The sequence below is a fragment of the Microcoleus sp. AR_TQ3_B6 genome (assembly GCF_036702785.1).
GTDB lineage: Bacteria > Cyanobacteriota > Cyanobacteriia > Cyanobacteriales > Microcoleaceae > Microcoleus.
This window is the reverse complement of record NZ_JAUBVJ010000098.1, coordinates 1-9,492: the sequence shown is the minus strand read 5'-3', so window position 1 is coordinate 9,492 and position 9,492 is coordinate 1. Positions and strand designations below refer to the sequence as shown.

Here is a 9,492-nt window from a genome sequence, read left to right as displayed (position 1 = left end):
GTAAACCGCAGATGACAAGGGATTCACGCCGATTCACGCAGATGAAAAGAAGAGAGATAGGAATAATTCCGATGCTAACAGATTTGAGATTATTTACTTATCGCGTCCAAGCCAGCCAGCGGTTAAACAAATTTTTCACAAACGGAGTCAAACGAGTCCGATTGTAAGCATCTCCCGCTTTCCGAATTGCCTCAGCTTGTGTCGGATACGGGTGAATTGTGCTAGCAATCTTTCCCAAACCAATATTGTTAACCATTGCCAAAGTAATCTGGCTAATCATATCGCCCGCGTGTCGCGCTACAATAGTTGCACCTAATATTTTATCGCTGCCTTTTTTGACGTGAATTTTCACAAATCCTTCTTCTTCGCCGTCAATAATTGCCCGATCGACTCGATCGAAAGGAATCAAAAACGTATCGAGATCGATCCCTGCGGCTTGCAACTCGCGATCGCCCAATCCGACGCGCGCAATTTCCGGATCTGTGTAAGTACACCAAGGTATCGTCAAAGCGCTGAGTTTTTTGCGCCCGAAAAATAGAGTGTTTTGAATCACCATTCTCGCGGCAAAATCAGCAGCGTGAGTAAATTTATGTTTCATGCAAATATCGCCGGCGGCATAAATGCGGGGATTAGTAGTTTGCAAGTTGTCGTTGACAAAGACGCCAGTTTGTGTATCGTATTCGACACCGACAGCCTCGAGATTCAATCCTTCGACGTTGGGCGATCGCCCTATACTCACAATAATTTCATCTACTGTTACCGATGCTTCCTTACCTTGAGATTTATAATAAATTACTTTACCTGCATTTGTTTTCTCAACGCGCTCTATTTGGGATTCTAGTATTAGTTGAATTTCTTCGCGTACAAAAGCCTGCTGCACGATTTTAGCAGCATCCGCATCTTCTTTGTCTAAAATCTGAGCATTTTTGTGCAGCAATACGACTTCCGAACCCAGCCTGCGAAAGGCTTGAGCCAATTCGCAGCCGATCGGCCCTGCGCCAATTACTGCCAAACGCTGAGGTCTTTCTGTGAGGTTAAAGACAGTTTCATTTGTCAGATATCCAGCTTCGTGCAACCCTGTTATTTGCGGTTGTAGCGCCCTGGCACCTGTGGCAATTACTGCTTTTTTAAAGCGGAGAGTTTGACCTGCAACTTCTATGGTAGAATTGCTAGTAAAACGACCGGAACCTAAGAAAACATCGACGCCTAATTTGGATTGGTAGCGTTGAACAGAATCAACATCGCTGATTCCCGCCCTGATGCGGCGCAGCCGTTCCATCACGGCGGCAAAATCCACTTCTACACTGTCAGAAACATGAACGCCAAATTTACTGGCATTCCAGATATCGCCGACAGTGCGGGACGCTCGAATTAAAGCTTTTGACGGCACGCAACCGACATTCAAACAGTCGCCGCCCATTAAATGTTTTTCAATTAAAGCAACTTTCGCGCCCAAACCTGCGGCACCGGCAGCCACAATTAATCCGGCTGGTCCGGCGCCAATTACTACTAAATTATAAGAACTAGCCGCCTGCGGATTTACCCAATCGGGCGGATGCAAATAGGAGACTAATTTCTGGTTGTGTTCGTCCATCGGGGGGACTGTTACGCGATCGACTTTTGACTGCGACACGGGCAAATTCTCCTAATTAAATAGTTTCATCCAAAGCCTTGCGAGCAATCCGAGTGATATAGACAGTAACAGCGACCGCAGCCATAAAACTGATGATATTAATCAACCATTTTGCAGCTTCAGCTTGGGGATTGACAGGCCGATTAACCGTACATATCGCAGCTATATCCCCTACCAAAGAACCCGAGTAAACATACAAGATTGTTGCCGGAATCATGCCGAAGGAACCTAGCACATAATCTTTCAAAGAAACCTGAGTAATCCCTAAAGCGTAATTTAATAAATTAAACGGAAATAAAGGACAGAGACGAGTCAAAAAAACTATTTTTAATCCTTCTTGGGAAACTGCGCGATCGAGAGCTTTAAACTTAGGATGAGCTTCCATATATTTTACCACGCGATCGCGCGACAAGTATCGCCCGATCAGAAAAGCAAACGTAGCACCTAAACTTGCCGCGACAAACACGTAAACAGAACCCCACCACAGACCAAAAATCACCCCGCCTCCCAGAGTCAACACAGAACCAGGTATAAATAGGACCGTAGCTAGGTTGTAGGTGACAATAAAAGCTACTGGGCCCCAAGCCCCTAGATGCTCGATCTGTATTAAGACATTTCTTAAAAAATCTTGAACATAAAAAGACCTAATTGCTAGAATTAAGATAGCAACTAAAGCGGAGAGCGAAAAAAGCAATAATATTCGTTTAAAACTTCCCCTAGCAAAATCTAGAATTTGTTTGATTGGCATGACTCACCCGCAAATAGCTCTTAGGATTATACTACTATTCAATCTAAAATCTAAAATCTAAAATCTAAAATCCGATAACTCACCCCAATAAATCAGCCATGACAGCACAAACCCAACTCCCCATCCCCGAGCATTTCGACACCAAAAAAGTCAGCCAAGTCTGGCGAGTTCCCTACCAAGAACGCGCCGCTGAAGCTAAAAAATGGGCGGAACAATACAGCATCCAGCCCGCCGCCAGCGACAAAAATCAGATTTGTTTGCTGATAATCGACGCCCAAAATACCTTTTGCTTGCCCGAATTTGAACTATTTGTGGGCGGGCGTTCCGGTAGCGGTGCTGTCGAGGACAACCTGCGGCTGTGCGAATTTATCTACCGCAATTTAAACGCAATTACAACCATTGCGCCGACAATGGACACCCACACCGCCATGCAAATTTTTCATCCAGTTTTTTGGATAAATGAAGCTGGCGAACACCCCCTCCCAGCCGCCACATTAATTACTTTAGAAGACGTGCAGCAAGGCATCTGGAAAGTCAATCCCGCCGTCGCCCACAGTATCGCTAACGGTAACTATTCGGCACTGCAAAAACACGCACTCCACTACGTGCAGAAACTCAGCGACGAGGGCAAATATCCCCTGACAATTTGGCCGTATCACTCAATGCTGGGCGGCATCGGACACGCCCTGGTTTCCGCCGTGGAAGAAGCAATATTTTTTCACAGCATCGCCCGCAACAGCCAAGCACTTTTTGAAATCAAAGGCGGGAATCCGCTAACCGAAAACTATTCTGTTTTGCGGCCGGAAGTGTTAGAGGGGCCGGATGGCAATTCTATTGCTCAAAAAAATGCTTCTTTTATTGATAAGTTGCTAGGTTTTGATGCGATAATTATTGCGGGACAGGCGAAAAGTCACTGCGTTGCTTGGACGATTGATGATTTGCTGACTGAAATTTTAGCGCGAGATAGGAAGTTAGCTAAGAAGGTTTATTTACTGGAAGATTGCACTTCGCCTGTGGTTGTTCCGGGTGTTGTTGATTTTACGGAACAAGCAAATGCAGCTTTTCAAAGATTTGCGGCGGCGGGAATGAATGTGGTTAAATCTACTCAGTTAATTTTGGGCGATTAAAGACGAGGGTTTTTTGTTGGGGTTTACTGTACCAAAAAAGTATACACTATTCACCAGAAACGGTAAGTTTTGTTGGGTTGGTAGTCTGCTGCGATCGCATTTAAGTGATTACTTATGATATCATATCCGGCAAATCACTTACTAGAGAAGTGTAATCAAGGAGTTTCCAGATGCTTGAAAGCGAAATTTTTAGTGTTGTTCTTTTTCGGGATGCGAGTGTGCCCGCAATTTCAAAACTCTCGGTGGCGATCGCCTCGACTCTTCTGAGCACAGTTGTAACTGCAACCCAAGCCTACGCAGTTCCCGTAACCTACGATTTCACCATCACTGTTACCAAAGGCGGGTTAGCGGGCAATACATTCAACGGTTCTTTTAGCTACGATGATGCTAAATTGAAGGGAAAAGGAGTGGAAGAATTGGGAATTACTGACGGATTAACGACCTGCATAAATTACATGGGACGCACTTATCGCGAAACCGATGATACCAGTTATCCTACCTTTCCCACACTCAGATTTGAGGAGGGCAAGATCGCACAACTAAACTTCTGGATTCAGCCGAATAAGCGAGTTAATTGGTGGAATTTACCTGGATGGGAAGTGAAGCTGTCTGAACCTCTAAAGGGGGATTCAACTGTTCCTAACTGTCAAAAACGCTGAGGCGTAGCCAAGCTGCGAGCTACTGTAAAAATATAAGAGGAAAATATCATGAATCAATACGATTACATTGTGATTGGTGCAGGTTCGGCAGGTTGTGTTGTTGCCAATCGTCTGACAGAAGATCCTGAAACCACCGTGTTGTTGATCGAAGCGGGTAATCGGGCTACTAAACCAGAAATTCAAGTTCCAGTAAGCTGGATCGGCTTACTGGGAACTGAAGTGGACTGGGCATATTTCACAGAACCAGAACCGTATCTCCACGGACGCAAAATATTTCAGCCGCGCGGAAAAGTTGTCGGTGGCAGCAGTTCGATCAATGCCATGGTCTACATTCGCGGAAATCGGCTGGATTTCGATAGTTGGCAAGCATTAGGGAATCCCGGCTGGAGTTATGAGGATGTATTGCCCTACTTCAAGAAATCAGAAAATCAGCAGCGAGGCGCGTCCGAATTTCACGGTGTTGATGGACTCTTGAGCGTTACCGATACGATCGCAACTGCCGTCACCTCACAGCGATTTATCGAAGCAGCAGCGCAAATCGGCTATGCTATCAACCCCGATTTCAACGGCGCACAACAAGAAGGTGCAGGACTGTATCAATTAACTATCAAAGATGGGAAGCGACACAGTGCAGCAGCAGCATTTCTAGTGCCAATTCTCGATCGCCCTAATTTAACCGTGCAAACTGGTGCGCTAGTCACTCGCCTATTGTTTGAAGGAACGCGCACGGTTGGGTTAGAGTATCTGCTTGAAGGAACGCTGCACCAAGTTTATGTCGATCGGGAAGTAATTCTGTCAGCGGGTGCCTTCGACTCACCTAAACTGCTGATGTTGTCTGGAATTGGCAATGCAGAATACTTGCTTTCCCTCAATATTCCCGTCGTTGCTGATTTACCCGGTGTGGGTCAGAACCTTCAAGATCACCTCGCTGTTCCAGTGACACATCAAGCCACTCAAGATTTGCAACCCGCCCTAACGAGCAATATGGCAGAAGCTGGAATGTTTTTGCATACAGAAGGTAATTTAGATGCTGCGCCAGATTTACAGTTGTCCTCAGGCCCAGTGCTGTGGGTTCCTCCTGGCTACCCAAACAAAGGGCCGGGATTTGTCAGCATAGCCTGTTTGAATCATCCCCAGAGTCGCGGCAGCGTCACCCTGCGTTCGATCGATCCCACAGACTCACCTTGCATTCGGATGAACTATCTCGAGCATGAGTCCGAGGTGCAAAAGTTGGTGCTAGGCGCGAGAATCATTCGCGAGTTGTTCAGCACCGATTTATTCGATGAGTTCCGAGGCGAAGAAGTTGCTCCCGGTGCCGATGTAACTAGCGATGAAGGACTCCAAGCTTATGTTCGGAAAGTGGCAGATACGAACTTTCATCCTGTGGGAACGTGCAAAATGGGCACCGATCCAATGGCCGTAGTAGATTCTCAATTGCGGGTACATGGTGTTGAGGGATTGCGTGTCGTGGATGCCTCGATTATGCCAACGATTACTACAGGAAATACCAATGCACCCACCATCATGATTGGTGAAAAGGCAGCCGATTTGATTAAAGCTGCAGGGCCTGTTACAAAGGGACAACCCAGGGCGATTAGCGCAGAGTACAACTCCGAAGCAACCGCACTTATTAGCGCGATCGCTCATCATTAGTTGAAGTTAGCACGACGACTAGCAGGCGAATCTTTATCGGATTGAAACAGATATCATCTAGCAACGTAAACGAGGTCTTGAAAATGATTACCTTGTACACTGCACCATCCTTTGAGGAACTACCCAGCCTCAGCCCACCCTGTCTAGAGCTTGAAACTTGGCTCCGCATGGCAAAGCTGCCCTACAAAAAGGTGATTATCACAGCACAAAGTTTTGAGCTTGCTCCCAAGGGTAAAATTCCCTTCATCGACTATCAGGGAAACTCGCTCGGTGATGTTTTTCTAATCATTGAGATGTTCAAGCAAACAGAAGGAATCGATCTCGATGCTAGTTTAACTCCCGTTGAGCGAGCTACCTCTCTAGCCTTCCGCCGCACGATCAAAGAAAACACCTACTGGGGAGGGGTGGAGACTCGCTTTGGCCTAGAAGAAAACTGGCCGCACTATCGCTCATTGGTTGCACGGGCGCTTTTCCCTGAAGCGACGCTAGACGTATCAGAACCCTTTGCCGAAGAGTTTCGTAAAACGATGATCTCTCAGATGCAAGCTCATGGAATCGGTCGTCACAGTCATCAAGAAATCAGTCAGATAATCAGCGCTGATTTTCAAGCCCTTTCGGACTTTCTGGCAGACAAACCGTTTTTTATGGGAGATAAACCCACCACATTAGATGCAACTGCCTACGGTTACATTGCTAATTTCCTGCTGCCACGCTACCAAGGTGCCATTGTTGAGGATGTGCTTCGGCGATCGAATCTTTGCGATCACTCTGAACGAATGAATCAACTGTTTTTTAGTAACTGCTCGTGAAACCCATCAATCGCTGTTTAGTTTCGGCTCAGTTTCATGAGCTAATCCCGTTGATTCAAAGTTTAATTGATTGAGTCCGGGACGCATTGTAACGGTTTAACAAGGCTTTGAGATTGCTTCGCACAGCTCGCAATGAAATAATTACGTTGTCTGTGCGTAATATCATGTCCGATCGATTGACCATAATATCCCGGCCGGGCGGGTTTTTGAGATTGGAGATTGTTGGCAGATATTGTTGGCTCACGGGCCCCTACCTGAGGTCGGATAATCGACCGGACATGATATAATTCCTCTGATTAATGGAGTTACTCGGATGATTCATCACCTTTCTATTTCTGCTCAAAACCCTCAGCACGCTGCCCAAGTTCTAGCTGAAATTCTACAAGGACAACCGACACCCCATCCTTTTAATGCAGGCGACTATATCATTTGTTTCAGGAAACCCGCACGATTCCTCTTCCCTCTGGGTCAAAAGTACCTCTGCGCTTGATAATTTTCAATAACTATTTCCCATCCAATCTCGGCACACCCTCCAAAAAAGAGCCGCTCAACATTAATTCAGTCATCCTATCTAGTTTGCCGCTGACTTGCAATTTTTTATCTGTTTGAAAGCGCTCAATGTCGGCTTTTAAATTGCCGCTATTATATCCTAATTTACTCAAATAGTCAATAGCTTGTTTGTCACTTAACAAGATATCCGCTGAACGGAAAATCGGCACGTACTCCTCTCGCCAAATCTGGGCAAAAGTTGCCCTATCTAAATAGAAAATCCTGCCCCGCGCCGGGTCTCCAATAGCAGCAATACTGTCATTCATTCCCAGCAAAGCCACCGCGTGCGGTAGCTTCCGAAGACCGTCAAACAGCCAAACTGCGAGCACTCCGGGGCGATTAATTTGCTGAATTTGCTCCCAAGTCGGCGCCAGTTCGATCGCATTGACTCCCAAAGCTCTTGCTGCCACAATTAACTGCGGCATCGAAGTTCCCAAACGACTCGTGCCGGCCTCCCTAGCTACACTCGATTCCGTCGCATCCATTCCCCAACCCCTCAACACAGTTGCTAGCGCCGCCGGCGCGCAACTGCTGTTAGATGTTTGCCGAAATACACCGTTTGGCCGCAAATTATCTATTAAATCAGCGTAAATTGGCGCCAGAAAATAGGCTTGGGCGCTGGTAAATCCTGCCAATCCCAACAAGCAAATTAAAATTACTGCGATTACTTGCGATCGCGCCGTCTGCCAGCTTACAGTAAAGCCAATACCGCAGACTCCCATCAGCATCACTCGTAGCAAAGTCCAAGTAACTGCCATGCCGTGAAAGCGCCACTCGATCGGCAAAGCTGGCATTTGAGGCAGATTTAGAGCCAGCAGCAGCAAGGCAATATAAAAACCCAAAAAAGCTAGGGCGATCGAACTTCTGCCCTTAAACAAATCGTTAGCCGTCACTCCCGATCGAACTAACACCCGCCCTCCGCGCATTCCCCAGACAAACAGCACCGAACCGAGCACCAGCGTCACAACTATTTCCATAAGTTCAGAATATGGTCACTTCACTAGGTTGTAACATTTATGCGATCGATTTGCATCCCAATCAAGAGTAGGAGAAAGTCCGAGTGGGGGAGTGAATTTGACGGTGTTTGGGTTTCGTTCCTCAATTCCCCCCTACAATCAAATAAACAGGATTTATCCAAAATCGCAGCAGGCAAAACAACCCTCAATCCTCAAGACTTCGACCTGCATCGCTTGTGGGATATTAACTTTTGCCTGATTTTTTTTTATGAGTCTGAGTAAATGGTTGAGAATCAGATAATTCAGGTACCTAACCCAAAAGGAGATCTTGTCATGTTTGCCAACTTAAAGCTGAGAAACCGGATGTTACTCGGATATGCAGTTCCCATTGCTTTATTTGTAGGATTTGTAGCGCCAGTCTTCTCCAGCGCCAGTAAGATAGCCGAGTCATATAAACAAACAAAAATATCGCTTATTGCCATAGAAGGGACAGATTATATGGGTTTTTACTTTGCCAAGATGGTGGGAGATACTAGGGGCTATATTCTGATCGAGGATGGAGATTTTTTAAATGCTTATCAGAAAGATTTACAAACATTTGAGGAAATAGCAGCATCTCTAGGCAAGACGATTGAAAATCCCAGCCAAAAAGAGCGATTGCAAAAATTAATGGGCTTACAAAAACAATATGATGATTTTGCTGGACAAATGATTAATTTAGTCAAGCAAGGAAATAAAAAAGAAGCGCTAGAAGTTTTTGCCACAAAAAAAGGGATATTAATCATCAATGAATTTAACGAATTAAATCGCTCTTTTAATGAAAAAGAACATGAAATTTTGGACGCTGCAACTTCCAACGCAGAAGAAAATATCAGATTTTTAGTCGCTGCCGTTTTGGTTGGTGCCGTCTTAGGCATTGCGATCGCCTTACTTGCTGCCTTTTTAATCTCTTCAGGTATTGCTAAAACAATTAGTGACGCAGTGAATACGATCGCCAGTTCTTCCACAGAGATTGCGGCCACAGTTGAACAGCAGGAACGCACAGCCACACAGCAATCTAGCTATGTAAATCAAACGACCATCACAATGGATGAGTTGGGCGCTGCTTCCCAACAATCAGCCAAGCTTGCCCAAGCAGGTGCTGAATCTGCACGGCAAGCTTTAAACATCACTGAAAGGGGAACCCTAGCAGTAGAGCAAACCCTACAATCGATGACAATATTGAAAGAAAATGTCGGGGCAATCGCAGCAGAAATTTTGCGATTGAGCGAACAAACCAATCAGATTGGCAATATCTCTACTGCTGTCACAGATTTAGCCAATCAAACGAATATGCTGGCACTGAATGCCTCAGTAGA

Annotated in this window: 8 protein-coding genes; 5 read left to right on the top strand and 3 right to left on the bottom strand. The window is 45.8% G+C overall.

The features are described 5' to 3' along the window. Positions 1-97: 97 nt before the first annotated feature. Both QUB56_RS30995 and QUB56_RS30990 read right to left on the bottom strand, forming a co-directional pair. Entirely contained in the window at positions 98-1,633 is a 1,536-nt protein-coding gene (locus QUB56_RS30995) for a mercuric reductase (RefSeq protein ID WP_332960189.1), read from the bottom strand. A 16-nt stretch (positions 1,634-1,649) separates the two neighbouring features. Further along, entirely contained in the window at positions 1,650-2,381 is a 732-nt protein-coding gene (locus QUB56_RS30990; protein WP_332960188.1) for a TVP38/TMEM64 family protein, read from the bottom strand. A gap of 98 nt (positions 2,382-2,479) precedes the next feature. Between QUB56_RS30990 and QUB56_RS30985 the strand changes: the two genes are divergently transcribed. The 4 genes from QUB56_RS30985 (at position 2,480) to QUB56_RS30970 (ending at position 6,629) form a co-directional block, all read left to right on the top strand. Further along, complete coding sequence (locus tag QUB56_RS30985) at positions 2,480-3,508, top strand: isochorismatase (protein WP_332960187.1); 1,029 nt, start codon at positions 2,480-2,482, stop codon at positions 3,506-3,508. Positions 3,509-3,678: 170 nt separating this feature from the next. Next, entirely contained in the window at positions 3,679-4,167 is a 489-nt protein-coding gene (locus tag QUB56_RS30980; protein ID WP_332960186.1) for a hypothetical protein, read from the top strand. 48 nt (positions 4,168-4,215) lie between these two features. Continuing rightward, positions 4,216-5,820, top strand: coding sequence for a GMC family oxidoreductase N-terminal domain-containing protein (locus tag QUB56_RS30975; RefSeq protein WP_332960185.1), 1,605 nt, complete (start codon positions 4,216-4,218; stop codon positions 5,818-5,820). Positions 5,821-5,903: 83 nt separating this feature from the next. Then, positions 5,904-6,629, top strand: coding sequence for a glutathione S-transferase family protein (locus tag QUB56_RS30970; RefSeq protein WP_332960184.1), 726 nt, complete (start codon positions 5,904-5,906; stop codon positions 6,627-6,629). A gap of 503 nt (positions 6,630-7,132) precedes the next feature. On the opposite strand, the gene QUB56_RS30965 is transcribed toward QUB56_RS30970, so the two are convergent. Continuing rightward, on the bottom strand, positions 7,133-8,155 hold the full coding sequence (locus tag QUB56_RS30965; RefSeq protein ID WP_332960183.1) for a cysteine peptidase family C39 domain-containing protein: 1,023 nt from the start codon (positions 8,153-8,155) through the stop codon (positions 7,133-7,135). Positions 8,156-8,467: 312 nt separating this feature from the next. Here QUB56_RS30965 and QUB56_RS30960 point away from each other — a divergent pair. Next, positions 8,468-9,492: CHASE3 domain-containing protein (locus tag QUB56_RS30960; RefSeq protein ID WP_332960182.1), on the top strand; the 1,025-nt coding region annotated here is incomplete at its 3' end.